This is a genomic window from Pseudomonas sp. FSL R10-1350, assembly GCF_009600525.1.
Taxonomy (GTDB): domain Bacteria; phylum Pseudomonadota; class Gammaproteobacteria; order Pseudomonadales; family Pseudomonadaceae; genus Aquipseudomonas; species Aquipseudomonas helleri.
On sequence record NZ_WIVR01000006.1, the window covers coordinates 88,040 to 112,605 of the forward strand.

The 24,566-nt window shown below is 59.3% G+C and carries 28 protein-coding genes; 12 read left to right on the plus strand and 16 right to left on the minus strand.

Annotated elements, in window-relative coordinates; all coding sequences use genetic code 11:
• Positions 1–80: 80 nt before the first annotated feature.
• Both rpmB and rpmG read left to right on the plus strand, forming a co-directional pair.
• Positions 81–314, plus strand: a complete 234-nt coding sequence (rpmB, locus tag GHO25_RS04895) for a 50S ribosomal protein L28 (RefSeq protein ID WP_019410280.1) — start codon at positions 81–83, stop codon at positions 312–314.
• A gap of 11 nt (positions 315–325) precedes the next feature.
• Positions 326–481, plus strand: coding sequence for a 50S ribosomal protein L33 (gene rpmG / locus GHO25_RS04900; RefSeq protein ID WP_003437824.1), 156 nt, complete (start codon positions 326–328; stop codon positions 479–481).
• Between the two features lie 79 nt (positions 482–560).
• Here the strand turns inward: rpmG and GHO25_RS04905 are convergent, their stop codons facing one another.
• Together GHO25_RS04905 and GHO25_RS04910 are read right to left on the minus strand one after the other, a co-directional pair.
• Complete coding sequence (locus GHO25_RS04905) at positions 561–854, minus strand: I78 family peptidase inhibitor (protein ID WP_048372424.1); 294 nt, start codon at positions 852–854, stop codon at positions 561–563.
• A 215-nt stretch (positions 855–1,069) separates the two neighbouring features.
• Positions 1,070–1,432 carry a cupin domain-containing protein gene (locus tag GHO25_RS04910; protein ID WP_048372427.1) on the minus strand — a complete coding sequence of 121 codons (363 nt, stop codon included), beginning with the start codon at positions 1,430–1,432 and terminating at the stop codon, positions 1,070–1,072.
• Between the two features lie 240 nt (positions 1,433–1,672).
• Between GHO25_RS04910 and GHO25_RS04915 the strand changes: the two genes are divergently transcribed.
• Both GHO25_RS04915 and GHO25_RS04920 read left to right on the plus strand, forming a co-directional pair.
• The gene (locus GHO25_RS04915) at positions 1,673–3,166 is read left to right on the plus strand and encodes an aldehyde dehydrogenase (RefSeq protein WP_048372429.1); all 1,494 of its coding nucleotides are present in this window, start codon (positions 1,673–1,675) and stop codon (positions 3,164–3,166) included.
• Positions 3,167–3,284: 118 nt separating this feature from the next.
• Complete coding sequence (locus GHO25_RS04920) at positions 3,285–4,430, plus strand: MFS transporter (RefSeq protein WP_153390049.1); 1,146 nt, start codon at positions 3,285–3,287, stop codon at positions 4,428–4,430.
• A 2-nt stretch (positions 4,431–4,432) separates the two neighbouring features.
• On the opposite strand, the gene GHO25_RS04925 is transcribed toward GHO25_RS04920, so the two are convergent.
• Entirely contained in the window at positions 4,433–5,998 is a 1,566-nt protein-coding gene (locus GHO25_RS04925; RefSeq protein WP_153390050.1) for a phospholipase D family protein, read from the minus strand.
• On the minus strand, positions 5,998–7,434 hold the full coding sequence (locus tag GHO25_RS04930; RefSeq protein ID WP_153390051.1) for a PLP-dependent aminotransferase family protein: 1,437 nt from the start codon (positions 7,432–7,434) through the stop codon (positions 5,998–6,000). The genes GHO25_RS04925 and GHO25_RS04930 overlap by 1 nt, the downstream gene beginning before the upstream one ends.
• Positions 7,435–7,603: 169 nt before the next feature.
• Between GHO25_RS04930 and GHO25_RS04935 the strand changes: the two genes are divergently transcribed.
• Complete coding sequence (locus GHO25_RS04935) at positions 7,604–7,795, plus strand: DUF1127 domain-containing protein (RefSeq protein WP_256677163.1); 192 nt, start codon at positions 7,604–7,606, stop codon at positions 7,793–7,795.
• A 79-nt stretch (positions 7,796–7,874) separates the two neighbouring features.
• Here GHO25_RS04935 and GHO25_RS04940 read toward each other — a convergent pair whose 3' ends face one another.
• Positions 7,875–9,176 (minus strand): FAD-binding oxidoreductase, encoded by a 1,302-nt coding sequence (locus GHO25_RS04940; RefSeq protein WP_153390053.1) that lies wholly within the window; start codon positions 9,174–9,176, stop codon positions 7,875–7,877.
• A gap of 147 nt (positions 9,177–9,323) precedes the next feature.
• Between GHO25_RS04940 and GHO25_RS04945 the strand changes: the two genes are divergently transcribed.
• Complete coding sequence (locus GHO25_RS04945) at positions 9,324–9,677, plus strand: YkgJ family cysteine cluster protein (protein WP_048372442.1); 354 nt, start codon at positions 9,324–9,326, stop codon at positions 9,675–9,677.
• 7 nt (positions 9,678–9,684) lie between these two features.
• On the opposite strand, the gene GHO25_RS04950 is transcribed toward GHO25_RS04945, so the two are convergent.
• Positions 9,685–10,437, minus strand: coding sequence for a DUF2059 domain-containing protein (locus GHO25_RS04950; RefSeq protein WP_048372444.1), 753 nt, complete (start codon positions 10,435–10,437; stop codon positions 9,685–9,687).
• 151 nt (positions 10,438–10,588) lie between these two features.
• Between GHO25_RS04950 and GHO25_RS04955 the strand changes: the two genes are divergently transcribed.
• The 3 genes from GHO25_RS04955 to GHO25_RS04965 all read left to right on the plus strand — a co-directional run bounded on the left by GHO25_RS04955 (position 10,589) and on the right by GHO25_RS04965 (position 12,587).
• Entirely contained in the window at positions 10,589–11,224 is a 636-nt protein-coding gene (locus tag GHO25_RS04955; protein ID WP_048372446.1) for a 2OG-Fe(II) oxygenase, read from the plus strand.
• Entirely contained in the window at positions 11,221–11,709 is a 489-nt protein-coding gene (locus GHO25_RS04960) for a DUF523 domain-containing protein (protein WP_153390054.1), read from the plus strand. Before GHO25_RS04955 ends, GHO25_RS04960 begins: the two co-directional genes overlap by 4 nt.
• 146 nt (positions 11,710–11,855) lie before the next feature.
• On the plus strand, positions 11,856–12,587 hold the full coding sequence (locus tag GHO25_RS04965; protein WP_048372451.1) for a carbonic anhydrase: 732 nt from the start codon (positions 11,856–11,858) through the stop codon (positions 12,585–12,587).
• A gap of 70 nt (positions 12,588–12,657) precedes the next feature.
• Here GHO25_RS04965 and GHO25_RS04970 read toward each other — a convergent pair whose 3' ends face one another.
• Complete coding sequence (locus GHO25_RS04970) at positions 12,658–13,293, minus strand: hypothetical protein (protein WP_048372453.1); 636 nt, start codon at positions 13,291–13,293, stop codon at positions 12,658–12,660.
• Between the two features lie 266 nt (positions 13,294–13,559).
• Here GHO25_RS04970 and GHO25_RS04975 point away from each other — a divergent pair, with 266 nt between their 5' ends.
• Positions 13,560–14,195 (plus strand): SCO family protein, encoded by a 636-nt coding sequence (locus tag GHO25_RS04975; protein ID WP_153390055.1) that lies wholly within the window; start codon positions 13,560–13,562, stop codon positions 14,193–14,195.
• A gap of 135 nt (positions 14,196–14,330) precedes the next feature.
• On the opposite strand, the gene GHO25_RS04980 is transcribed toward GHO25_RS04975, so the two are convergent.
• The 3 genes from GHO25_RS04980 to GHO25_RS04990 all read right to left on the minus strand — a co-directional run bounded on the left by GHO25_RS04980 (position 14,331) and on the right by GHO25_RS04990 (position 16,860).
• The gene (locus GHO25_RS04980) at positions 14,331–15,101 is read right to left on the minus strand and encodes a MetQ/NlpA family ABC transporter substrate-binding protein (RefSeq protein ID WP_153390056.1); all 771 of its coding nucleotides are present in this window, start codon (positions 15,099–15,101) and stop codon (positions 14,331–14,333) included.
• A gap of 77 nt (positions 15,102–15,178) precedes the next feature.
• The gene (locus GHO25_RS04985; RefSeq protein WP_048372458.1) at positions 15,179–15,853 is read right to left on the minus strand and encodes a methionine ABC transporter permease; all 675 of its coding nucleotides are present in this window, start codon (positions 15,851–15,853) and stop codon (positions 15,179–15,181) included.
• The gene (locus tag GHO25_RS04990) at positions 15,853–16,860 is read right to left on the minus strand and encodes a methionine ABC transporter ATP-binding protein (RefSeq protein WP_048387105.1); all 1,008 of its coding nucleotides are present in this window, start codon (positions 16,858–16,860) and stop codon (positions 15,853–15,855) included. Before GHO25_RS04990 ends, GHO25_RS04985 begins: the two co-directional genes overlap by 1 nt.
• Positions 16,861–17,061: 201 nt before the next feature.
• Here GHO25_RS04990 and katE point away from each other — a divergent pair, with 201 nt between their 5' ends.
• The gene (katE, locus tag GHO25_RS04995; RefSeq protein ID WP_178109993.1) at positions 17,062–19,254 is read left to right on the plus strand and encodes a catalase HPII; all 2,193 of its coding nucleotides are present in this window, start codon (positions 17,062–17,064) and stop codon (positions 19,252–19,254) included.
• 59 nt (positions 19,255–19,313) lie between these two features.
• Here katE and GHO25_RS05000 read toward each other — a convergent pair whose 3' ends face one another.
• From GHO25_RS05000 to GHO25_RS05015, 4 genes are read right to left on the minus strand one after another with little or no spacing between them, the layout of a single operon-like run.
• The gene (locus GHO25_RS05000; protein WP_153390058.1) at positions 19,314–20,033 is read right to left on the minus strand and encodes a PA5502 family lipoprotein; all 720 of its coding nucleotides are present in this window, start codon (positions 20,031–20,033) and stop codon (positions 19,314–19,316) included.
• Between the two features lie 37 nt (positions 20,034–20,070).
• The gene (gene znuB / locus GHO25_RS05005) at positions 20,071–20,859 is read right to left on the minus strand and encodes a zinc ABC transporter permease subunit ZnuB (RefSeq protein WP_153390059.1); all 789 of its coding nucleotides are present in this window, start codon (positions 20,857–20,859) and stop codon (positions 20,071–20,073) included.
• Entirely contained in the window at positions 20,852–21,640 is a 789-nt protein-coding gene (gene znuC, locus GHO25_RS05010) for a zinc ABC transporter ATP-binding protein ZnuC (protein WP_153390060.1), read from the minus strand. Before znuC ends, znuB begins: the two co-directional genes overlap by 8 nt.
• The gene (locus GHO25_RS05015) at positions 21,640–22,122 is read right to left on the minus strand and encodes a Fur family transcriptional regulator (RefSeq protein WP_048372469.1); all 483 of its coding nucleotides are present in this window, start codon (positions 22,120–22,122) and stop codon (positions 21,640–21,642) included. The genes znuC and GHO25_RS05015 overlap by 1 nt, the downstream gene beginning before the upstream one ends.
• 66 nt (positions 22,123–22,188) lie before the next feature.
• Here GHO25_RS05015 and znuA point away from each other — a divergent pair, with 66 nt between their 5' ends.
• A complete protein-coding gene (gene znuA, locus GHO25_RS05020) occupies positions 22,189–23,112 on the plus strand; it encodes a zinc ABC transporter substrate-binding protein ZnuA (protein ID WP_178109987.1) in 924 nt (307 codons plus the stop codon).
• A 106-nt stretch (positions 23,113–23,218) separates the two neighbouring features.
• Here znuA and GHO25_RS05025 read toward each other — a convergent pair whose 3' ends face one another.
• Together GHO25_RS05025 and GHO25_RS05030 are read right to left on the minus strand one after the other, a co-directional pair.
• Positions 23,219–24,169 (minus strand): homoserine kinase, encoded by a 951-nt coding sequence (locus GHO25_RS05025; RefSeq protein WP_153390061.1) that lies wholly within the window; start codon positions 24,167–24,169, stop codon positions 23,219–23,221.
• A gap of 55 nt (positions 24,170–24,224) precedes the next feature.
• Positions 24,225–24,515: a DUF2782 domain-containing protein gene (locus tag GHO25_RS05030; RefSeq protein ID WP_048372475.1), complete on the minus strand. Its 291-nt coding sequence runs from the start codon at positions 24,513–24,515 to the stop codon at positions 24,225–24,227.
• Between the last annotated feature and the right edge of the window lie 51 nt (positions 24,516–24,566).

Sequence of the window (24,566 nt, forward strand, 5' to 3'; positions counted from 1 at the left end):
CGGCGCCTGGCGCCAAATGACTGAGAGATTAAGCGGCCAACCCATGCCGGGTTGGGCATGTGGTTTTAGAGGGCTGAGGCATGTCGAGAGTCTGTCAAGTTACCGGTAAGGGTCCGGTGACTGGGAATAACATTTCCCACGCAAATAACAAAACCCGTCGTCGTTTCCTGCCGAACCTGCAGCATCACCGCTTCTGGGTTGAAGAAGAGAAACGTTTCGTGCGTCTGCGCGTATCTGCTAAAGGCATGCGTATCATCGACAAGCGTGGCATCACTGTCGTGCTGGCCGAAATCCGTCGCGCTGGCAAGATCTAAGGGAGCTAATCATGCGTGAATTGATCCGTTTGGTGTCGAGCGCTGGTACAGGCCATTTCTACACCACAGATAAGAACAAGCGCACCACTCCGGACAAAATCGAAATCAAAAAATTCGATCCGCGGGTTCGCAAGCACGTTATCTACAAAGAAGCCAAAATCAAGTAATTGGTTTTTCTTCTACAAAAAAGGCCCCTATCTCACGATACGGGCCTTTTTTGTTGCCTACAGAACAGCCAGCGCGGGTTTAACCGCAGATCTGGCTACCCACTCGGTTCTGGCCATCGACCAGCACGCGCAGGCGGTATGCGTTGTACTCTTTGGTGTAACCCTTGCCCGGCTGCTCGATACGAACATCTTTGGCACCGTAGCTGGTGCGCAAAAATTCGATGACCTCAGGTGTCGCCTGAGGTGGAACCAGGTAGTTGATCGCCAGGTTGGTGTTGCACTTGCCGTTTTCACTCGCCATGGCTGGCAAAGACGCGGCGCTCAGAACAACACCCGCCAGCAATACACCTTTTAACGTTGTAAAAGCAGTCATAAATAATCCTTACCTAAAGATCTGTGAGGAGTGAAATCACCCGTCACGGCGTACTCGTTCCGTGAGCCGCCTTCACCTTTAGAGACTGGCTCAGGTTGGCCCGGCAGGCAGGGGCCAGCTGTTTCAAGATCTGTACGCCACGCACAGATTGAAGAGCAATAAAAAACCCTGCCATCAGCGATGAACAGGGCTTTTGATGGCTCTAAACAGGGGGCTCAGGACTTCTGTTCAAACGCTACGTAAAACTTCCGACATGGCTCAAGCACTTCCCACGTGCCTTTGAACCCCGCCGGGATGACAAAACGATCACCCGCCCGCAGGGTCTTGGCGTTACCTTCTCGGTCACGCAATACCGAAACGCCCTGCACAATTTCACAATATTCATGCTCAGTGAAATTGACCTCCCACTGGCCCACGTCGCTTTCCCACATGCCGGCATTTAATTGCCCACAGTCGCTGGCGTAATGGTTATGCAAGATCTGCTCAGGGTTGCCCTTCAAGAGCTTCTCGGGGGCCGGGGTGTAGCGCTCGGCTTGGGTATTGGCGGTGTTGAAGTCGACGACGTTTTCAATGCTCATTGATTGATCCCCCCGAAATAACAGCGTGATAGGCGTGAAAGCCTGAAGTCTATGTTTATTAAAACGAACAAGCCATGCTGTTTACGACCTCTCTGTCAAATATATTGAAAGTCCCCAGGACACTGGTTTAGGGTGGCGCATGCCTCGTGCCGATCATTCTGGATGATTGGCCAGCATTCCGGACACGCCACGCTACACTCGCGCTGGCGTAGGTATTTCAATCAAGAGGAGGACACTCGAATGACCACCCTGACGCGTAGTGACTGGGAACAACGTGCCCAACAGCTGAAAATCGAAGGTCGCGCCTTCATCAACGGTGAATACACCGACGCGGTCTCCAAAGAAACGTTCGAGTGCCTCAGCCCGGTCGATGGCCGCTTGCTGGGCAAGGTCGCCAGCTGCGATAGCGCAGACGCCCAACGCGCTGTAGAAAACGCGCGTGCGACCTTCGAATCGGGTGCCTGGTCGCGTCTGGCGCCAGCCAAACGTAAAGCCGTGATGATCCGCTTTGCCGGCCTGCTCAAGCAACACGCTGAAGAACTGGCTCTGCTTGAAACCCTGGACATGGGCAAACCGATCAGCGACTCGCTGAACATCGACGTGCCAGGCGCTGCCAATGCCCTGAGCTGGAGCGGTGAGGCCATCGACAAGATTTACGACGAAGTCGCCGCCACCCCGCACAACCAGCTCGGCCTGGTTACCCGCGAAGCAGTCGGCGTGGTTGGCGCCATCGTGCCGTGGAACTTCCCGCTGATGATGGCCTGCTGGAAACTCGGCCCGGCCCTGTCGACCGGTAACTCGGTAATCCTCAAGCCGTCCGAAAAATCCCCGCTGACCGCCATCCGCATTGCTGCACTGGCCGTTGAAGCCGGTATTCCTGCTGGCGTACTGAACGTGCTGCCGGGCTACGGCCACACCGTCGGCAAGGCGCTGGCCTTGCACAATGACGTCGACACCCTGGTGTTCACCGGCTCGACCAAAATCGCCAAGCAACTGCTGATTTACTCGGGCGAGTCCAACATGAAGCGTGTCTGGCTCGAAGCCGGCGGCAAGAGCCCGAACATCGTCTTTGCCGACGCACCGGACCTGCACGCTGCGGCCAAGGCGGCGGCCAGCGCCATTGCCTTCAACCAAGGTGAAGTCTGCACCGCAGGTTCGCGCCTGCTGGTCGAACGTTCGATCAAAGACACCTTCCTGCCGCTGGTTATCGAAGCGCTCAAAGAGTGGAAGCCGGGCAACCCGCTGGACCCATCGACCACCGTGGGCGCGCTGGTCGACACCCAGCAAATGAACACCGTGCTGTCGTACATCCAGTCGGGCCACAGCGAAGGCGCCAAACTGGTTACCGGCGGCAAGCAGATCCTTCAGGAAACCGGCGGCACCTACGTTGAGCCGACCATTTTTGACGGCGTGAGCAACGCGATGAAAATCGCCCAGGAAGAAATCTTCGGCCCCGTCCTGTCGGTGATTGCTTTCGACACGGCAGCCGAAGCCATCCAGATTGCCAACGACACGCCATACGGCCTGGCCGCAGCGGTATGGACAGCAGACATCTCCAAGGCGCACCTGACCGCCAAAGCCCTGCGCGCTGGCAGCGTGTGGGTCAACCAATACGATGGCGGCGACATGACCGCGCCGTTTGGCGGCTTCAAACAGTCGGGTAACGGTCGCGACAAGTCGCTGCACGCGTTCGACAAGTACACCGAGCTGAAATCCACCTGGATCAAGCTGTAACACAACACGTGTAACACCCTGTGGGAGCGGGCTTGCCCGCGATACTGGCGCTTCGCTGCGCTGGCATCGCGAGCAAGCCCGCTCTCACATTGCATTGACCTTTTTTGGGAGCACAGACATGCGTTGGGCGACCTATTTTGCCGTGCTGGCCTCCGTGCTCAGCGTCGGTTTGGCGCTGGGCGTGAGCATGCCGCTGGTGTCGTTCCGGCTCGAAAGCTGGGGCTACGGCGGGTTTGCCATTGGCGTGATGGCCGCCATGCCGGCCATCGGCGTGCTGGTAGGCGCCAGCGTGGCCAGCAAGCTCGCGGCACGCGTGGGCACACCGGCCCTGATGCGTCTGTGCTTATGGGCCGGGGCCCTGTCCATCGGCGTGCTGGCGTTACTGCCCAGCTACCCGGTGTGGCTGGTGCTGCGCCTGCTGATCGGGGTGGTACTCACGGTCATTTTTATTTTGGGCGAAAGCTGGATCAACCAACTGGTGGTCGAGCAATGGCGCGGCCGCCTGGTCGCGCTGTATGGCTGCGCGTACGCCCTGAGCCAACTGTCCGGGCCGCTGTTGCTGGGCGTGGTGGGTTCAGAGGGCGATTACGGCTTCTGGATCGGCGTGGCCCTGCTGACACTGGCACCTTTGCTGTTGCTGGGCCGCGACGGCGCGCCCGTCACTGAAGCGTATCGCGTGACCTTCAAGGACTTGCTGGAGTTCTGTCGCGGCTTGCCAGCCATTGCCTGGGCCGTGGCGCTGTTTGCTGCCTTTGAGGCGATGATTCTGACGTTGCTGCCGATCTATTGCCTGCGCCAGGGCTTTACTGCCGACATCGCTCTGGCGATGGTCAGCACCGTGGTGGTGGGCGATGCCCTGCTGCAACTGCCGATTGGCGCGCTGGCAGACCGCGTGTCACGGCGCTCGCTGTTTACCGGTTGTGCGGTCCTGCTGATGCTGTCGAGCCTGGCAGTGCCTTTGCTTCTCAACACTTTGCTGATCTGGCCGCTGTGGGTGATTTTTGGCGCCAGCGCGGGCGGGCTGTTTACCTTGTCGCTGATCTTGATTGGCGAACGCTACCGCGACGACGCCCTGGTGCGGGCCAACGCCCACGTGGCGCAGTTGTGGGGCATTGGCTGCCTGATCGGGCCGCTGGCCGCAGGCGCTGGCAGCCAATGGATCAGCGGCCACGCCTTGCCGCTGTTTATGGCCGCCGGGGCATTTGGCCTGGTGATATTGGTACTGCGCCAAGGCGCATTCGGGGCGGAACAAACCGCCACCTAGCACTACAACATCTTCTCCAGCCCAACCGTCTTGCTGAACCACGCATTTAGCCGGCGCCACCAACTGCCCGGCTCGCGGGTCAGGGTGTGCAACTGGCCATGGTCTTCGGTCACCCAGACGATCTGCCCTTTCTCCAGCACCGGCTCATAACTCAATGCGTGCGACATACCTTGCAAGGCCAGGTCGCGCGCCTGGGCGGCCAGTTCCGGGCTGTCCACCAACACGCCGACTTCGGTGTTCCACAAACCCGAGCGCGGGTCGAAATTGAACGAGCCGATAAACGACTTGCGCTGGTCAAAGATCATCGCCTTGCTGTGCAAACTCGAATCTGAACTCAAGCCCGGCTTGAACAGGTGCAACCCGCTGCCGCCCGTGCTCCCCGGCTGACGGCGCAACTCATACAGCTTGACCCCATGTTCCAGCAGCGCCTTGCGATACGGCGCGTAGCCACCGTGCACAATCGGCACGTCCGTGGCCTCCAGCGAGTTGGTCAGCAAGCGCACATCAACCCCGGCATCGGCGCGCCCGGTGAGGTACACCAAGCCCGTCTCGCCGGGCACAAAATACGCCGAAATCAAAATCAGCTCTTTGTTGACCCCGGAAAGGTCAGGGGCCAATTGGGTGGTCAGCAATAAATGCGGATCCGGCTCGCCCTCCGCCAGCACCTTGCTCGGCGCATCCCACAGCGCCTGGTTCCACGCCCAGATCAACTCGCTGCGCCACACGTCCAGTTGCGGATCGGTTTCGTAAGCGGCGAGCTGCTGATACAGCGTCTGATGCGCCGCTTTCGACTGTTTGAGCGAAGCCTCCAGCGCGCCACGGGCCTTGGTCAGCTCCATATGGGACAGCCGCGAAGAAACAAAATCGCCAATCGGCTGGCTCAGCGCGCTGTTCCAGTACTGGTCAAAACTGTGTCCCAACTGTTCAGCCACCGGCCCCGCACTGAGCAGGTCGATGTCGGTGAAGTTCAAATCCGGTTCGGCATCGAAATACTCATCGCCCAGATTGCGCCCGCCCACAATCGCCACGCTGTTGTCGGCCAGCCACAGCTTGTTGTGCATGCGCCGGTGCTGGCGCGACAGGTTGAACAGCCGCCCCATGGCCCGGGTCACGCCGGTACTGCGGCCCAGTTGCAGCGGGTTGAACAGGCGAATCTGAATGTTGGGATGAGCCGCAAGGGTCGCCAGAATGTCGTCCAGCCCATCGCTGGCAGTGTCATCCAGCAAGATGCGCACGCGCACCCCGCGATCCGCGGCCTTGAGCAATTCGTCAATCAACATGCGCGTACTGAGCCCGTCATGGACGATGTAGTACTGCAAATCGAGGCTGGTCTGCGCGTTGCGGATCAGCTCGGCGCGTGCCCAGAACGCTTCACTGCCCCTGGGCAATAAACGAAACCCCGAGCGGCCTTGATACGCCGCCGCCTGATCCTGAATCGAACGGCCAAAGGCCGAGCCCGACGCCGGTAATGCCTGACTCGGCTCACGGTTGACTTGCACGGTGCTACACCCTCCCAGCCACAACGCGAACAGCAATATGCACAGTGATTTCAACGTGTGGTGCCCCATTAATGCTCGGCATGATTTGCGGCTTGTGCCAACAGCGCGCTGGCAGCTTCACCGACTTTACGCACCGCTTCTTCGATCTGGAGCGTCGGTTTGGCAGCGTAGTTCATTCGTAAACAATGACGGTACTTGCCGGACGCCGAAAAAATACTGCCCACGGCAATCTGTACGCCTTGCGCCAGCAACGCGCGGTTGAGGCGCAAACTGTCGAAACCGTCTGGCAGCTCCAGCCAGAGCAAAAAGCTACCCTGAGGTCGGCTGGCGCGGGTGCCCGGCGGAAAATAGCGGCTGACCCAACCGAGCATCAAGTCGCGATTACGCTGGTATTGCGTGCGCATCTTGCGCAAATGGGGCTCGAAATGGCCATTTTTCAAGAACTCGGCCACGGCCAGTTGCGGGTGCGGTGCCGTTGAGCCGGTGTTGATGTATTTCATGTGCAGCACCCGCTCCAGATACCGTCCCGGCGCGACCCAGCCCACGCGCAGACCGGGTGCCAGGGTCTTGGAAAACGAACTGCATAAAAGCACGCGGCCATCATCGTCGAACGACTTCACAGTACGCGGACGCGGGTAGGTGTAGGCCAGCTCGCCGTACACATCATCCTCGATAATGGCCACATCAAAGCGCTGCGCCAAGGCCACCAGCGCCCGCTTGCGCGCCTCGGGCATGATGTAGCCCAGCGGGTTGTTGCAACTGGGGGTGACCTGAATCGCCTTGATCGGCCACTGCTCCAGCGCCAGTTCGAGCGCTTCGAGGCTGATGCCGGTGAGCGGATCGGTGGGGATCTCCAGCGCTTTCATGCCCAACCCCTTGAGGGTTTGCATGGCGCCGTGAAAGCTCGGCGAGTCGACCGCAACAATATCGCCCGGCTCACACACCGCCCGAATGCTGCACGACAGGGCTTCATGGCACCCGGTGGTAATCACCAGATCCTGAGCGCCCAACTGGCAGCCTGAGTCGAGCAACAAGCGCGCGATTTGCTCACGCAAGGCCAACACGCCGTAGACGTTGTCGTAATGCAGGCCGGGCAAATCGAGGCGCCGGCTGATCTGCGCCAGGCTGCGCAGCAGCGGCTTGATGGTCGGCGTGTATACGTCCGGCATGCCGCGTCCCAGCTGTATGACGTCTTTTTGCGGCACCGAACGCACCAGCTCCAGCACCTGCTCCCACTGAGAGATCTCCACCGGGCGCTGCGCCGGTTTGCCCATGCCCGGTAAAGCGGGCAACTCGCGCTCCATCGGCACGAAATAACCCGACTTGGGGCGCGGCAACGCCAGTGCCTGGTCCTCCAGCACGCGATACGCCTGCTGCACCGTGCTCAAGCTGACACCGTGCTCGACGCTCAAGGCCCGCACCGACGGCAGGCGGTCGCCGGGCCGGTAAAAGCCCTGCTTGATGCGTGTACCCAGCAACTCGGCGAGGTTGATGTAAAGGGTCATGGCGGGGCTCTTGAAAGGAGGACCAGTACAGATAGGGTAAAAACCAAGGATTCAGCGCTTAAAAGCCCGCATCTGTATGCAGTTAATAGCTGAATGCTGAATCTGTCATGGTTTTCGGCGCAAGGCCATCATGCTGACTCAATGCAATGGAGTCAAAAGGAGCTGCGCGATGAATGCCTTTAGCGATGTACACCCGAAACCTAACAGCCAGCCTACGCACCTGGGACGCTGGAGTCTGTTCTGGCATCGCTCCCGCACCCGCCGCGCCTTGCGCAAGCTGGACGCGCAGCAACTGCAAGACGTGGGCTTGAGTGCCGAAGTGGCCAGACACGAAGGCCGCAAACCGTTTTGGCGCTCTTGATACATCTTTGTAGGAGCGGGCTTGCCTCGCGATCTTTTAAAGATCAAAAGATCGCGAGACAAGCTCGCTCCTACAGCAATCAGGCGAGTTCTTTGAGCCGGTGCCAGAGCATACCCAGCGCCAGCAACGGCGAGCGCAGGTATTTGCCGCCCGGGAAGGTGATGTGCGGGACCTGATTAAACAGATCAAACCCGGTACTGTGCTGGCCGCTGATGGCTTCGGCCAGCAACTTGCCCGCCAAGTGCGTGGCGTTCACCCCGTGACCGGAGTACGCCTGGGCGTAATACACGTTGGGCTGATCCGGCAGGCGGCCAATCTGCGGCAAACGGTTGGCGCCAATCCCGATCATGCCGCCCCACTGGTAATCAATCTTCACGTCTTTAAGGTGCGGGAACACGTCCAGCATCTTGGGCCGCATGTAAGCACCAATGTCCTGCGGGTCGCGGCCCGAATAATGGCAGGCACCGCCAAACAGCAGGCGGCGATCTGCTGACAGCCGGTAGTAATCCAGCGCCACGCGCTGATCGCAAACCGCCATGTTTTGCGGCAGCAAGGCGTGGGCCTGCGCTTCGGTCAACGGCTCGGTGGCAATGATGTAGCTGCCCGCCGGCAGGACTTTCCCGCTGAGGTGCGGGTTCAAACCCTGAAGGTAAGCGTTGCAGCCCAGCACCAGGGTTTTGGCCCGCACCGAGCCTTGCGCGGTGTGCACACGCACTTCGGGGCCGTAATCGATACGGGTGACGGCCGAGTTTTCGAACAGTTTTGCGCCCAATTGCGCCGCAGCAGCGGCCTCACCCAAGGCCAGGTTAAGCGGGTGCAGGTGGCCCGAGCCCATGTCGATAAACCCGCCCATATAGCGATCCGAGCCCACCACGGTGTGCACTTCGTTGGCTTGCAGCAGGCGGGTTTCGTGGCGATAGCCCAAGTCGCGGAGTTCTTGCGCCTCCTCGGCAAAGCCTTCGAGGTCGCGGGGCTTGTTGGCCAAGTCGCAGTAACCCCACGTCAGGTCGCAGGCGATGTTGAACCGCTCGACGCGCTGGCGGACGATCTCAACCGCCTCCAGCCCCATGAGCTTCATTTGCCGCACGCCGTCTTTGCCGATCACCCCTTCAAACTGGTCGAGGCCATGACCGACACCGCGAATCAGTTGCCCGCCGTTACGCCCGCTGGCACCCCAACCGATTTTATGGGCTTCAAGCAGGACTACGCTCATGCCGCGCTCGGCCAGTTCCAGCGCCGTGTTCAGCCCGGAAAACCCGCCACCGACCACGCACACATCGGCCACCACGTCACCTTGCAACACCGGATGGTCAGGCTGCGGCAAGCTGCTGGCGGCGTAATAAGAGGCGGTGTGCTGGCTGCGCTGAACGGGGGCGCTCATGTGCGTAATCCTGATTGTTTATGTTTGGAAAATTTTACGGAGCATAAGCCGTGCCAATCGCGAGGGGCAAGACCGGCCGTACGGTGCTGTCTAGGCCGCAGCTTTTCAGGCAGACTCTGCGGCCTTTTCACGTGCAATGGGCAACAAATGAGCTGCAACAGTCATAAAATCCGCTTTCTCAGGCAGCAAATTCCATCGTTTGAATGCGTGCCGGGTTGCCATGACTGCTGTGGGCCTGTGACCACATCATCGGAAGAAATGGCCCGTTTGCCGCGCAAGACCGCAGCCGAGCAAGAAGCCGCCCTGAATGAGCTGAACTGTGTGCACCTGGGGCCGAACGGCTGCACGGTGTATGACGAACGCCCGCTTATTTGTCGTCTGTTCGGCACCACGCCGACGCTGCCCTGCCCCAATGGCCGCCGCCCGCTGGAGATGATTCACCCCAGCGCGGAGAAGCTGGTGCATGAGTACATTGCCAGCACCCGGCAGGTACTGGTTTAACGCACCGTTATTGGGCCAGACTTGAAGTGCTTTGCCCTACAGCCAAGCCGGCGCGGATCGCGGCCAATGCGGCCAGGTAGTAGGTTTTGCCGTCAGGCGACTCCGCAAACGTCACAAACTCTTCCAGCTCCGGGTCCGACAAGTCGCGGTACACGTACAGCAACGTGTTATCCAGCTCCCCTGCGATCTGCTCCATCAGCCGCTGGCGCTGGCCGTTGAGCGCGCCTTGTACCTGTGTGCTGCCCAGCAGGCCAGGAATCATCGCACTCAGGCTGTCTGCTGCCACACCGGCAATGGCCAGCGTGACCTCAGCCCCCGCCTCGCTCGCTGGCAAGGCATTGGACAAATGGTTAATCAGCAACTGACGCGTGGCGCTCGCCTCAACCCGCGGCAAGCCTTGCGCGTGCTTGGCCAACTGATCACGGCGGGTGGCCAACAATTCAGCGGCCACAATTTTACGGCCCAGCTCTGTCTGGAAAAAAGCCAGGGCTGGATCAGGATTCGGCAGCTTCTCGCGCATCTGCCCTTTGGCTCGCTGGTCCATCGCCTGCGCGGCAAAACGCTGGCTGCTGTTGTTGACCAGCGCCTGATAAACCGCAGGCGGCAAGTTGTTGCGGTAGCGCTCTTGAGCGGCATTAAGGGCGTCAGTGAAATGCGCGCGTTGCTCAGGCCAACCGGCAACGGTGAATAGATCATCGAGGTGGTCTGCCCATGCGGGTAACGAACAACACATCATTAACAGTAAAAACAAGCGGCGCATGAAGGACTCCTGTCAGCTAGGCGCTATTGTCCGGGGCCAGCGTAGGACTTGTCGAGAATTCGTCTCGCCCCAGAGGCTTTAAATGACCAGATGAAATATTTCTGCGTGGCCAGCTAGACGGAGCTGTCAGATTTTCAGGCGTATCGATATTATGCGCGCCATGCAAATACCCTCTGATCACCCGCTGTTGCTACGCATCGTCGACGACCTGTACGCGCAGGGATGGTCACAGCAAAACATTTTTATGCCCGAGGCTTTGACCCTCGAACTGGCGGCTGAGTGCCATAAACGTGCAACTGAGGGCGAATTGACCCCGGCGGCCGTTGGCCGTGGCCCGGCGCAAGAGGTTCGCGAGGGTATCCGCGGCGACCATATTCAATGGCTGGAGCAGGGAGAGGCTTTAGCCTGCGACAAGTACTTAGGGTTAATGGAAAGCCTGCGAATCGCCATGAATCGCAGGCTTTTTTTGGGCCTGGAGGACTTTGAAAGTCACTTCGCGCTCTACCCGCCCGGTGCGTTTTACCTCAAGCACCTGGACCGCTTTCGCGACGACGACCGGCGCATGGTGTCGGCGGTGCTCTACCTCAATCAGTCCTGGCTGCCTGAGCACGGCGGGCACTTGCGCATGTACCTTGAGGACAGAGGCGATTACGACGTGTTGCCGACCGGTGGCTGCCTGGTGGTGTTCCTGTCAGGCGAGATCCCCCATGAAGTGCTGCCCGCTACCCGTGACCGGCTGTCATTGACCGGCTGGTTCCGGCGTCGCGCCACCGAGGTGTTGCTATGAGCGCCAAAGTGCTGGTCAGCCGCTGCCTGCTGGGCCATCGCGTGCGCTATGACGGCGGCGCCAGCGGCCCCTATGACCAGTTGGCGAAATGGCAGGACGAAGGCCGCGTGATCGCGCTGTGCCCGGAAGTCGCCGGTGGCTTGCCCACCCCGCGTGCGGCAGCCGAAATTCCGGGCGGGCAAGGTGTTGAAGTCCTCAGCGGCCGCGCGCCGGTCATCACCGCCGACGGCGAGGACGTGACCGCAGCCTTTGTGTCCGGCGCCCAGCAGGCGCTGGAGTTGGTCAAACAGCATGGCATTCGCATTGCTATCCTCAAGGCCAACAGCCCGTCGTGTGGCAATCGACTGACCTACGACGGCAGCTTCAGCGGCACTAAGGTGGCAGGCCAGGGCGTGACCGCTGCCCTGCTCAGCGCTGCCGGAGTTCAGGTGTTCAATGAGCTGGAACTGGCCGAAGCTGCGCACGCGTTGGCCGACATTTCCTGATGGTGTAGTCGCTGCCGAAGGCTGCGAAGGTTTGCAGCGTTTTTGAGAAACGGGTTGCTTCGCAACCCTTCGCAGCCTGCGGCAGCGACTACAGTTTTACGGTGTGTGCGTGTAACATCCGGTGCCACTTTGCCCAGGGGATTTATATGAGCGACAAGCAGAAACCACAACCCACTGCCTCTACCGCCAACACTTCACCCGCCGAAAGTGCCGATGCGGCCTTGCACCACATCGTGGATGGTTTTTTACACTTCCATCACGAGATCTTTCCTGAACAGGAAGCCTTCTTCAAAAAGCTCGCCACGGCACAAAGCCCGCGCGCGATGTTTATTGCCTGCGCCGACTCGCGCATCGTCCCGGAACTGATCACTCAAAGTGCACCGGGCGATCTGTTTGTGACGCGTAACGTGGGCAACGTCGTTCCGCCTTACGGCCAGATGAACGGTGGCGTTTCCACCGCCATTGAGTACGCGGTGCTGGCATTGGGCGTGCAGCACATCATCATTTGCGGGCATTCGGATTGCGGCGCGATGCGCGCTGTACTCAACCCGGCCTCGCTGAAAAAGATGCCAACGGTAAAAGCCTGGCTGCATCACGTAGAAGTGGCGAAAACCATGGTGCAGGACAACTGCAACTGCGCCAACGAGTCCGAAAGCATGCACGTGCTGACGGAAGAAAACGTGATCGCCCAACTGCAACACTTGCGCACCCACCCGTCCGTGGCGTCGCGCATGGCCAGCGGGCATTTGTTCATTCATGGCTGGGTCTACGACATCGAGACCAGCGCGATCAAGGCTTACGACGCCGACACCGGCACCTTCCGCCCGCTGGACGGGACCAACCCGATCCCGAGCGCAACGCCTAAAGCCCGGTTTTAACCCCGGACGGCAGGAGCGAGCGAGCCTCGAGATCTTTTGCTCATTAAAAGATCACGAGGCCAGCGGGGGATTACAACGCCAGGCCGACGCCCAATTGCTTGGACAGGCACGGCCAACGCTTCCACGCAGCCCCCGTGTCCGGGCTGGTGAGCTTGTCGCGATAGGCTTCAACCGACTCCAGCGCAAAGCTTTCGTCATCGAGCAGTTCATCCACCGCGTGGTGCACAGCCTCATCGAGCTGGTTGGCAAACGCCTCACCGACTAATTGATGCGCGATCAGATTGGCCACGGTCATGTCCAGCGGGATCAACGGCTGGTGAAAGTGCTTGATGTAGAGATCGTTGACCTCTTCAACCAACCGATGCGCCAAGTACGCTTCGTCGAGCAAACCCTCTAGCCCTTCATGACCGTCCAGCAGTGATGGGGGCTGAACAAAAAACTGCTCGGCAATTTTCAGCACAGGCTCGATCTGTGATTCGATACCCGCCTCGCGAGCGACCGCATGGGCTGCATCGAGCAAGTCCGGCACCTGGTCGATGTAGGCGCTGACAAAACGGGTCATTACCGCGTTCCGATCGGATTCAGGTAGCTGAATCGCCGAATGCAGGTCGGGAAGGCGGGTCGTCAAATGCTGGGTGAGCAGGCCACTTTTGGCATCAAGTTCTTGGGCACGCGAGATCTGCGCGCGAATATCGGCGGTGTTCATGGGAACTCCAAGGGGGGCGCTGAATCAGGGAAGTGCTTTAAAAGACGCTCACTGCAAAAGAGGGCCTTTTTTTCAGGGGGAGTATTGTCGGTCATTTTTTAATCGGGCAGTGAGTGCCATTTGTCGCGGGGGTCAGGTTTTCATTTTGGGCGCGCATCTTAACCGATCAGTGTTGTACCGTGGCAATGCGCCACAGGCTGTTAACCCGACCTTCACGTACGCTGTCTTCTCGCGTTGTTTATCGACCACTACGTTGTGATGAACCTATGACTAAAACCCAAAGAAACGTCTTTATCCTGGTCGCGCTGCTGGCGTTGATCATGGGGCTGATCTTCAACAGCCTGATGTCGCGCAGCAGTCAGGGCAACAACACGGCGCTGACCGAGGCCGGGATTATTCTGCTGCCACAAAGTCGCCATCTACCGGCCATCACCCTGACCAACCAGGACGGTCAGCCGGTGCTTATTAATGAGCTGAAGGACAAGTGGAGCCTGCTGTTTTTTGGCTACACCTACTGCCCGGACATTTGCCCGACCACGCTTTCCCAGTTGCGCCAGATCAAAAGCGAGCTGCCAAAAGCGGTCCAGGACAAACTGCAAGTGGTCCTGGTGAGTGTCGACCCGAACCGGGACACCCCGCAGCAGCTCAAAAAATACCTGAGCTACTTCGACCCGCAATTTGTCGGCCTGACGCCGGGATCAACCGAGCAACTGCAAACATTGGCGAACGCCGTGAGCATCCCGTTTATCCCGCCAGATACCAGCAAGCCGAACTACACCGTGGATCACAGCGGTAACCTGGCGCTGATCGGGCCTGACGGCACTCAACGTGGTTTTATCCGCGCGCCGTTCAACACGCAAAAGATGGTTGCCCAGTTGCCGGGGCTGGTAGAGAGGAAGTAAGGGATTAGTACACACATCGGTGGGAGCGGGCTTGCTCGCGATGGGATCACCAAGGTGTGTCATCAGGATTCAATGGTATGAATCGCGAGCAAGCCCGCTCCCACAAGGGGATCGGGTTTGCCCGGATCATCGGTATCAGAACGCCGGCAGGATGGCGCCTTTGTACTTCTCAAGAATGAAGGCTTTCACTTCTGGTGTGTGCAGGGCAGCGACCAGCTTTTTCATGTCTTCAGAGTCTTTGTCGTCCGGGCGTGCAACCAGGATGTTCACGTAAGGCGAGTCACTGCCTTCAATGACCAGTGCGTCTTTTTCCGGGTTCAGCTTGGCTTCCAGCGCGTAGTTGGTGTTGATCAGCGCCAGATCAACCTGGGTCAGCACACGTGGAATCGTCGCTGCTTCCAGCTCACGGAACTTCAGGTTTTTAGGGTTCTCGGTAATGTCCTTGACCGTCGACAGGATGTTTTTCGAATCCTTGAGCTTGATCAACCCCGCCTTGTCCAGCAGCAACAGCGCACGGCCGCCGTTGGTGGCATCGTTCGGGATCACCACGGTGGCGCCATCTTTAAGCTCATCAAGATTTTTGAGTTTGCTGGAGTAAGCACCCAGCGGCTCAAGGTGCACGGCCGCTACGCTGACAAGGTCAGTACCTTTGGATTTGTTGAACTCATCCAGGTAAGGCTGGTGCTGGAAGAAGTTGGCGTCCAGACGCTTTTCCGCCACTTGTACGTTGGGTTGAACGTAGTCAGTGAACACTTTGACCTTGAGGTTCACGCCCTCTTTAGCCAGAGCCGGCTTAACGAACTCCAGGATATCAGCGTGAGGGACCGGAGTCGCCGCCACCGACAGATCACCTGCGTGGGCAGAAAATGCCGCTACAGCGGCCACAGCAGCAAATAACTTCTTCATTCAACAGCTCCTTGTGAACACCTGACTTCAGGTATCTGCCAGCACAGCGCTGGCTATTATGTGTTTAAAGCGAGGCCTTACTTGCGCGAGAAGTGCACCACCAGCCGATCGCCGACGGTTTGCAGAATCTGCACCAGAATCAACAACAGCACCACCGTGACAATCATCACGTCAGTTTGGAAACGTTGGTAGCCGAAACGAATCGCCAGGTCCCCGAGGCCGCCCGCACCCACCACACCCGCCATGGCGGTGTAGGACACCAGCGTAATCGCGGTCACGGTAATCGCTGCAAAAATGCCCGGGCGGGCTTCTGGCAGCAAGGCGCTGGTAATGATCTGACGGGTGCTGGCGCCCATCGACTGGGTGGCTTCGATGATGCCACGGTCAACTTCACGCAAGGCCGTTTCTACCAGACGGGCGAAGAACGGGGTTGCACCGACCACCAAAGGCGGAATCGCACCCGCGACGCCCAGCGAGGTGCCGGTAATTAACACGGTGAACGGGATCATCACGATCAACAGGATGATGAACGGCAACGAACGCAGAATGTTCACCAGCAGCGACAGCAGGGCGTACACGGTTTTTTGTTCAAACAGTTGGCGCGGGCTGCACAGAAACAGCAGCACGCCCAGCGGCAGGCCCAGCAGGATGGTGAACAGCAGCGAGCCGCCGAGCATCATCAGGGTATCGCCGGTGGCCAGCCAGATTTCGAACCAATCGATATTGGTGAAAAAGCTCAGTAGAGAGTCCATTAACGCAGTACCTCCATATGGACGTCAGCCGCGGTAAAGCGGGCGAAAGCGGCGTCCATGTCGCCACCGGTGATGGCGAGGGTCAGTTGCCCGTAGGGGGTGTCTTTGATGCGGTCGATCCGACCTGCCAGGATGCTGTAGTCCACACCCGTTTCGCGGGCGATGGTGCCCAGCAGCGGCGCGTAGGTGGCCTGGCCCTGGAACGTCAGGCGCACAATGCGCCCCGGCACATGGGCGAAATCATCGCGCTGCTCACCTTCGTCGATCTGCTCGTCTTCCTGTACAAAACGCTTGGTGGTGGGGTGCTTGGGGTGCAAGAACACCTCGGCCACCGGGCCTTGTTCGACGATCACGCCAGCGTCCATCACGGCTACTTCGTCACACACACGGCGGATCACATCCATCTCGTGGGTGATCAGCACGATGGTCAGCTTCAGCTCGCGGTTAATTTCAGCCAGCAATTGCAGGACCGACGCCGTGGTTTGCGGGTCGAGTGCGCTGGTGGCTTCGTCACACAGCAAGACTTTTGGCTTGGTGGACAAGGCACGGGCGATGCCCACGCGTTGTTTTTGACCGCCTGACAGCTGCGCCGGGTATTTCTTGGCGTGGTCTGACAGGCCCACGCGCGCCAGCAACTCGGCCACACGTTGGTCGATTTCACTGCGGGACAATTCGCCCGCCAGCGTCAGCGGCATCGCCACGTTGTCAGCCACGGTCTTGGACGCCAGCAGGTTGAAGTGCTGGAAGATCATCCCGACTTGTTGACGGAAACGCCGCAGGCCATTGGCATCCATGGCGGTCACGTCTTCGTTGTCGACGATGATCTGCCCGCCGCTCGGTGTTTCGAGGCGGTTGATCAGGCGCAGCAATGTACTTTTACCCGCGCCGGAATGGCCAATCAGGCCAAATACCTGACCGCTCTCAACACGCAAACTCGTGGAGTGCAGGGCGGGAATGTCCTTACCGGCGACCCGGTAAGTTTTATGAACGTTATGAAACTCAATCACGTAGCGAACCTTGTGGGGCGCGTAAATAGAAGATCAGCGGTTAGCCGGGCGCGCATTTTAGCCTGTCCTTATAGAGGTTCTTAGCATTTATTTGAGCGAAGACCTTTGATTTGGCGATAAGACGACTGATGGTCAGAAATAAGGAACGACCACAACAGGCGCCAGTCAGTACTAACAGCACCTCACATCCCGCAACGGGATATATGTCCAAGAAGCCCAGCCCGTGGGGCTTTCATCAACAAGGAGCTTAGTCTGATGAGTAGCAAAAAACCGTCTTCACCCAAGAGCCAGATGGCCGGCACCGACACCTTGGATCGTGGCAACACGAACGTCAAATTGGAAAACCTCGAAGCCTTCCGCGACGATGCGACCCAACAGGCGCTCAGAACCAATCAAGGCGTGAAGATTGCGGACAACCAAAACACCCTCAAAGCAGGCGCGCGCGGCCCGTCACTGCTGGAAGATTTCATCATGCGTGAAAAAATCACGCACTTTGACCACGAGCGAATCCCGGAGCGCATCGTGCACGCGCGTGGCACCGGCGCCCACGGCTATTTCCAGACCTATAAAGCCCACAGCGCCCTGACCAAAGCCGGTTTTCTGCAAGACCCGGATAAAAAAACGCCGGTATTCGTGCGCTTTTCGACCGTTCAGGGCCCCCGTGGCTCGGGCGATACCGTGCGTGACGTGCGAGGTTTTGCAGTCAAGTTTTTTACCGATGAAGGTAACTTCGACCTGGTCGGCAACAACATGCCAGTGTTCTTTATTCAGGACGCGATCAAGTTTCCTGACTTCGTGCACGCGGTCAAACCCGAACCCCACAATGAAATGCCCACCGGCGGTTCGGCGCATGACACCTTCTGGGATTTTGTCTCGCTGGTGCCGGAGTCTGCGCACATGGTCATCTGGGCGATGTCCGACCGGGCGATCCCGAAAAGCCTGCGCAGCATGCAGGGCTTTGGCGTGCACACCTTCCGCTTCATCAACGCCGAGGGGAAATCACATTTCGTTAAATTCCACTGGCGCCCTAGCGTAGGGACTTGCTCTCTGGTGTGGGACGAAGCGCAAAAGCTCGCCGGTAAAGACACCGATTACCATCGGCGTGATCTGTGGGAGTCGATTGAAACCGGCGATTATCCGGAATGGGAATTCGGCGTACAGATCATTGCCGAGGAAGACGAGCACACGTTCGACTTCGACATTCTTGATCCGACCAAGCTGATCCCCGAAGAACAGGTGCCGATTACACCGCTGGGCAAGATGGTCCTTAACCGCAACCCTGATAACTTTTTTGCGGAAACCGAACAGGTGGCGTTCTGCCCTGGGCATATCGTGCCGGGCATCGACTTCTCTAACGACCCGCTGCTGCAAGGCCGTCTGTTTTCGTACACCGACACGCAAATCAGCCGCTTGGGCGGGCCGAATTTCCACGAGATTCCGATCAACCGCCCTGTCTGCCCTTTTTCCAACAATCAGCGCGACGCTCAGCACCGCAGCACGATCAACAAGGGCCGTGCGTCTTACGAGCCTAACTCCATTGATGGCGGCTGGCCGAAAGAAACCCCGCCCGCTGCGCAAGACGGGGGCTTTGAGTCGTACCCGGAGCGCATTGACGCCAACAAAATACGTCAGCGCAGCGACTCGTTCAGCGATCACTTTTCCCAGGCCCGGCTGTTTTTCAACAGCATGAGCAAACATGAACAAGAGCACATCATCGCGGCCTACAGCTTTGAATTGGGCAAGGTTGAGCGCGAGCACATCCGCGCACGCCAGGTGGATGAGATCCTGGCCAACATCGACCTTGAGTTGGCGCGGCGCGTCGCAGAAAACCTGGGGCTGCCCGCACCGAAGGCGGGCACTGTGCCTGCGCGCAAAACCAGCGTCAGCGCTTCGCCCGCGCTGAGTCAGGCCAACTTGCTGCCGGGCAATATCAAAACCCGCAAAGTGGCCGTGCTGGCCGCCAACGGTGTCGAGGGCAAAGCCATTGAAGCGCTGAAAAAGGCACTGACCGCGCAAGGCGCCCACGCTAAATTGCTGGGGCCGACGTCTGCCCCGGTCAAAACAGCAGAGGGCAAGCTGCTGAACGTGGACGGTTCGATGGAAGGTTTGCCGTCAGTGGCCTTTGACGCCGTGTTTGTGCCGGGAGGCGCAGAGTCGATCAAGGCACTGAGTGGCGACGGGGTGGCGTTGCATTACCTGCTGGAAGCCTACAAGCACCTCAAGCCCATCGCTGTGCACGGCGACGCCAGACAACTGCTGGATGTGCTGCATTTACAGGTGGATGACGGGTTGTTGGCGATCAAGGACGCTCAGGACCTGAAGGCGTTTTTTGCAGCCATTGCGCAGCATCGCGTCTGGGCACGGGAACCGAAGGTCAAGGCTATTCCGGCTTAAGGGATAGACGCCTGGCTGTTGCCCAAACGCTATTAGCGCTTGGGCAACAGCCACGCTCTTTATTCGGGCTTGGTGGGTGTCAGCACCACTTGCGCAGGCACATGGCGGATGATCTGACGCTCAAGGCTCAGGTCAAAGCCGGGGTCGAGCTTTTTCACGCGTTTGCTGATCAACGTGGCCAGCCACGGGTAATCAGCGGTGCGTGGAACCTGCAGGCTGACAGCACACTGATAATTGACAATGTCTTGTGCGATCAAATCCAGTTGATGGCGAAGTTTGCCAATATCGGTGATGTTCAAGGTAACGGTGGTGAACGGCGCCGCCGGGTCAATGACCTTGACCGCTGGCCGCGCTTCTGCCGCCTTGAGCGCGGCTTCGGCTTTATCCAGCTCGGCCTTGCGCGCCTGGGTGATGGCGCTGTTGACGCCACCGGTCAGGGCCGGGGCTTTAGGCATTAAGGCCCGCGCACGGCTCAAAGCCGTCGCAGCGGCGTTGACATCGCCCTTTTGCAGCACGATCTGGCTGCGTTGCAGGTAAGCCTCAGCCAATTGGCGCTGGTACTGCACCAACTGCGGGTCATCCGGGGTTTGGGCCTGCAAGGCGGCCAACTGATCTTCGGCGGTCGCGAGTTCGCTGCTGGCCAGGTTTTGCTCCAGCTGTGCGATGGCTCCGGCACGCGCTTGCTCGACCTGATTGACGGCCGTTGGCGTGCTTTGGCAGGCGCCCAGCAGCAAGGAAAATGCGGCCAGGAGCACATAACGTGAGTTAAACAGCTTCATTCCTGCGGCTCTCTAAGTGCGCAAAAAACGAGCAAGTCTACACCCCTCGACGGGGCAGAACAAAACTCAGCAGAAACAGCGCGGCAGCACACACCACAATGGAAGGCCCGGCAGGCGTGTCTTTGAACCACGACAGGGCCAGGCCACCACACACTGCCAGCATTCCCAGCAACGTCGCGCCAAACGCCATTTGCTCCGGAGAGCGGGCATGCCGTTGGGCGGCAGCAGCAGGGATAATCAGCAACGAGGTAATCAGTAGCACACCGACAATCTTCATCGCTACCGCGATCACCACCGCAATCAACAACATCAGGGCCATGCGCAGCGTTGCGACGGGTAAACCCTCAACCGTTGCCAGCTCTTCGTGCACGGTAATGGCCAGTAAAGGCCGCCACAGTGCCACCAGCAACGCCAGCACCACCGCGCTGCCGCCCATGATCCACATCAAGTCAGTCGGGCTGATCGCCAGCAGGTCACCAAACAGGTAAGCCATCAGGTCGATCCGCACTTCATGCATGAAGCTTAGTACCACCAGCCCAAGGGACAAGGTGCTGGGAGCGAGAATTCCGAGCAGTGTGTCGGAAGCCAGTGGCTGACGCTGCTGCAACGTCACCAGCAATACCGCCAGCAACAGGCAGCCAACGGTCACGGCAATCGTCGGGCTCACATCCAGCAAAAAGCCCAGCGCCACGCCCAGCAAGGCGGCGTGGGACAAGGTATCGCCGAAATAGGCCATGCGGCGCCACACCACAAACGAGCCCAAAGGGCCCGCCACCACCGCCAAAGACAAACCTGCCAGCAGGGCGTAAAGCAGAAAATCAGCCATGCTTGCAGCCTTCTCCATGAACGTGGGCGTGCGCCGGGGCGGCGCCTTCAGAGACCACCGAGCCATGCAAGTCATGGGCGTGGTCGTGATGGTGGTGATAAATCGCCAGGCTTTGTGCGTTTTTGCCAAACAGCTCGACGAAGGCCGGGTCGCCACTCACCTGCTCCGGGTGGCCCGAGCAGCACACGTGGCGGTTGAGGCACACCACCTGATCGGTGGTGCTCATGACCAGATGCAAATCGTGGGACACCATCAGCACGCCGCAACCATGACGGTCGCGCAGGCGGGTGATCAAGCTATACAGCTCGGCCTGCCCGGCCACGTCAACGCCCTGCACCGGCTCGTCGAGCACCAGCAACTCGGGTTTGCGCAGCAGCGCACGGGCCAGCAGCACACGCTGCATTTCGCCCCCCGAGACGCTTTGCACCGGGCTGTCGATGACCTTTTCGGCGCCGACCTCTTTCAAGGCGGCAAGGGCCTGGGCGCGGTCCACACCCGGCACCAGGCGCAAAAAGCGCAGCACCGAGAGCGGCAACGTAGGGTCAACGTGCAGTTTTTGCGGCATGTAGCCGATGCGCAGCTTGGGTTTGCGCCAGACACTGCCGCTGGTGGGCTTGAGCAGGCCCAGCACCGCTTTGACCAGCGTGGTTTTACCGGCGCCGTTGGGGCCGATCAGGGTCACGATCTGGCCCGGCTCAACGCTCAACTCGATCATGTCGAGCACGTTTTGCCCGGCAAAGGTCACGCAGACCCCTTCAAGACGTATCAGCGCAGCGCTCATCAAGCCTCCCGGCAACCCGAACACAAACCGAGCACTTCGACGGTTTGCCCTTCGACAGTAAAGCCGACATCGCGTGCGCTGCTGATAATCGCGTCACTGATGGTTTTTTGTTCAAGCTCGATAGCCGCGTGGCACGTGCGGCAGATCAGGAACTGGCCTTGATGCGCGTGCTCGGGGTGGCTGCAGCCGATAAAGGCGTTGAGCGACGAAATACGGTGCACCAGGCCATTTTCCAGGAGGAAGTCCAGCGCGCGGTACACGGTGGGCGGCGCAGCGCGGCGGCCATCTTGCTCGCTGAGCACGGCCAGGATGTCGTACGCGCCCAGCGGCTTGTGGCTCTGCCACACCAGTTCCAGCACTCGCCGACGCAACGCCGTCAGGCGCAGGCCCTTTTGCGCGCACAGAACGTCCGCTTCAGAGAGCGCGCTGTGGACGCAATGAGAGTGGTCGTGGGGACGGCTGGCAAGCGGTGCAATAGACATGGGCGGCGACGATTTCCGAGAGAGACGTTATTATGTTACCCGTTTCAGCCGCCATGAGTGCCCATCGTGTCCCGTATTTTTGCGATTTTTATTGCTTTGTCTGCCAGTTTGTTGGTGATTAACCCGGCTCAGGCCGAGGTCAATGTACTGACCAGCATCAAACCGTTGCAGCTGATTGCCGCGGCTGTGCAGGACGGCGTGGGCAAGCCCGAGGTACTGTTGCCGCCCAATGCGTCGCCGCATAACTATGCGTTGCGCCCCTCCGACGTACGGCGTGTTCAGTCGGCTGACTTGCTGTACTGGATCGGCCCGGACATGGAAGGCTTTATGCCCCGCGTGATCAAAACCCGCACCCTGCCCTCAGTGGCCGTGCAAAGTTTGCCCGGTTTGAAGCTGCGCCATTTCTCCCAGGACAGCCATTCCCATGACGAAGGTGATGCGGCGGAGCATGATCACGACCACCGCCCTGGCACCCTCGACGCGCACTTGTGGCTGGCGCCGGACAACGCCCGGGTGATTGCAGCCAAAATGGCCGCCGACCTGAGCGAAAAAGACCCGGCCCATGCACCGCAATACCAAAGCAACCTCAAGGCCTTCAATGAACGTCTGGATACGCTGGATGCACGCCTGAAGACGAGCATGGCCGCGATTGCGGACAAACCGTTCTTTGTTTTCCATGAAGGTTACGACTACTTCGAAAGCGCTTACGGCCTGAAGCACACCGGCGTGTTCAGCGTGGCGTCTGAAGTGCAGCCGGGTGCCCAGCACGTGGCAGCCATGCGCCAGCGTTTGCAAGAAGTGGGCAAGACCTGCGTCTTCAGTGACCCGCCGCTGCGCCCGCGCCTGGCCGACACCTTGACCGCGGGCTTGCCGGTCAAACTGGCTGAGCTGGACCCGCTGGGCGGCTTCACCCCGGCCACCGCGCAGGGTTATGAGCAACTGCTGGAAAAACTCGGCAACGACCTGGCAGGCTGCCTGAACAGCCTGTAACCCCACCCCGACCTGTAGGAGCAGCCGGTCGACGCTCGATTGCCTCGCGATCTTTTAAAGATCAAAAGATCGCGAGGCAAGCTCGCTCCTACAGGGGGTTAGCGGGTTACAACGCGAACGGCAGCGGGACGGTCACGGTTTGGCGCAAGGCCAAACGGCGTTCGAACTCACGCGGGTCGTGGATCAACACGTCTTGCCCCGCAAACGAGTGGGCCGCAATCAAACGTGACAGCCAAAAACGCACACAGGCCACACGCAACATCGTCGGCCACAACTCGGCTTCGCTGGCCGTAAATGGACGCAGCGCGGCATACGCACCGAGCAATGCACGGGCACGCGGGGCGTCGAGTTGGCCGTCTTCGTCAGCACACCAGTCGTTCAAGGCAATCGCCACGTCGTAGAGCATCGGCCCCGAGCAGGCGTTGTAAAAGTCGATCAGGCCGGTCAGGTGCGTCCCTTCGAACATCGCGTTATCGCGAAACAGGTCGCCATGCAGGTTGGCCCTTGGCAAAGCCAAAATCTGCGCCTTGCGTTCGGTAATCTCAGCCAGCGCTTTTTGCAGCAAATCGGCCGCTTCAGGCGACAAATCAGCCATCAATGCGGGCCCTTCCGCCAGCATCCAGTCCAGGCCACGGTCGGTTTTGCGTTCCAGCACGTTGTCACGCGTGGCCACATGCAAATGGCCCAACAGCTCGCCCACTTGGGCGCAATGTTGCGCGTTAGCCTCGCGGATGTGCTTGCCGGCCAGGCGCGGTTGCAGCAGCGCCGGCTTGCCTTTGAGCTCGCGCAAGGCCTCGCCGTCTTTAGTGCGCAGGGCAAAAGGCACCGGCAGATCAGCGTCGTGGAGCACGTCCAGCAGCTCGATAAAGAACGGCATTTCTTTGATCGGGCCGCGCTCAACCAGGGTCAGGACAAATTCGCCCTGCTCCAGGCTGATGAAATAGTTGGTGTTTTCGCTACCCGCGGCAATCCCCTGGAAATCGAGCAAACGGCCGAGATCATAAGGCGCAAGAAAAGTCTCCAGCTCCGGGCGAGTCAGTGGGGTGAATACAGACATGGTTTAAATTGCCAGTGCGGGCGCCGCGTGGGCGGCGCCAATTAAAGTTAAGACGCTATTTCCATTCGAAGATTTTCCACGAAGGAATCAGCATATCCGGCTGGTCGGAACGGATGAAGTTGGCATCAGTACCATCAGCGCGTACCAAAAAGTACGGCGGCGCTCCTTTTGGGGTCACCTTGATGGCATAAAGGAACCCGTTTTGACGGTATTCCTGAATGGTTTTATCGCCTTCCGTGCGAATGGTTACTTCTGGGTCACCGGTGGGTGCACTATCAGCCGCAAAGGTTACCAGCGGTGAGAATGCAAACAAGCCGGTCAACAACAGGCGATTAAGTGTGCGCATGATAACCTTGTCCCTTTGTCGTCATTGGTCCGGACATTCTAGCGCCGGACT